The sequence below is a fragment of the Thiolapillus sp. genome, from assembly GCF_048562965.1.
Taxonomy (GTDB): domain Bacteria; phylum Pseudomonadota; class Gammaproteobacteria; order Chromatiales; family Chromatiaceae; genus Thiolapillus; species Thiolapillus brandeum_A.
Map to the genome: position 1 here is coordinate 1 of NZ_JBHNMF010000718.1, position 1,518 is coordinate 1,518.

At 57.4% G+C, this 1,518-nt stretch carries 1 protein-coding gene; it reads right to left on the reverse strand.

Annotated features, from left to right (window positions below):
• Positions 1–266 precede the first annotated feature (266 nt).
• A complete protein-coding gene (locus ACOCD2_RS19510) occupies positions 267–1,340 on the reverse strand; it encodes a hypothetical protein (RefSeq protein ID WP_293653258.1) in 1,074 nt (357 codons plus the stop codon).
• Positions 1,341–1,518: the final 178 nt, after the last annotated feature.

The window sequence follows — 1,518 nt, forward strand, 5'->3', positions numbered from 1 at the left end:
CCACGAACAGACTGTCTCCACAAGCGTGTCTTCGGCCTCGTGATAGATTTTGGGACATCCCAGTCCCCAAAATCGACTCGGCCTTTGACAACCTATTTGTGCCCCAGCCGTCCTGGTCACCCAGCACTACGCAACAACTTCGCAAGCTCGTTGCTGCTCCGTACTTGGCTCCCATATGACTGGACGCCGCGTTCGGAGGCCTACTTTGTTTTCCCTCTGGCGCAAGGCACGCCGGGAAAACAGTGCGGCCTCGCGGCTACTGGGGTCTACCAGCCTTCGCTTCGCTCTCCATGGCTGGCAGCGCCAGCTTCCTGCACCATGCTGCCTACGACAAGGCCGATGGCCTGCGCGGTTTCCGCATTCAGCTCTGCATCGCTGAGGCCACGGATGAGATTCGCCTGAAACAGGGTTTCCGGCAATTTCTCCGGCGCCATGCTGCACGCTTCATGATCCTGAATCTGCTGCCGTGGGATTCCCTGGCTGAATTGCTGAGGCTGTTCGACTGCATTTTCGTTACGCTCGGCATTCATGGAAGCCGTGCGGGTGGCCTGGGCATAACGTGTGAGCATTTCGATCGCCGGTATGGATTCTTTCAGCCTGGGCTGCTGTACGGTGGCGCCAAGACGTTTCAGGGTCGCATCCACCAGGGTGACCGTCATTCCCATGTCCTGCTGATAATCCCTTTGCAAACGGCGATAACTCCATAGCAACGCCAGCACCAGCAGGACAACCACGCCTGCGGCCATACCGGCAAGTATGGGCAGGGGAAGCCCTACCGTATCCGTGTTTGCGTAGCCTACATGCCACAGGGTACCGGGAACAGGAATGCGCCCGGTCTGCCCCGGAGCACCCTGCTCTCCAGCCTCAACCAGCGACATGCCCGTATCCTGTTCGAGTTTCAGAGACACACCCTGGGGATGCAGGTCTTTCAGCCCTTTGGCGATAAGCTTGAAAGGAAATGTTGCAAACAGCACACCCGCGAGCTGGTCCGCGTCTTTCACCGGCATGGCGATGAGAAAATAGACTTTCCCCTTTTTGTCTTTCAGTGCTTCGACTGGCACCGTCGCCGATGTGTCATGCACGCGCTGATACATGTCTGCCGCCGCATAACTGCCAAAGAGTTCCTGCTGGATCTTTTCATCACTCCAGTCCTTCACCGGCAACAGGCGGGTCAGAAGCACATCCGGCAAGGTATTCTGCAGCACCCTGTCCATCTCTACCATGGCCGGTTCACCTTCTTTGACCGCTTTGAGTACGGCGGGTCGGGAAGCAGCGAGGCGAACCAGTTCAGACTTGCCCTGTACCACAGCACCAACATATTTCTGCACGGATTCAGCCACCAGTCTGGCTGACTGTTCCAGTTTTCCGGCAGTATTCCTGGTGTTCAGCCAGCTTTGTCGGTCGAGTAGATGGGCTCCACAACAGGTTAGGATCGTGTTGGCATTCTCTGTTTGCCGGCTGGTTTCCCACCGGTGCCGCAATATCCTCTCCGTACTGTCGCATCACCACACCCCTCAC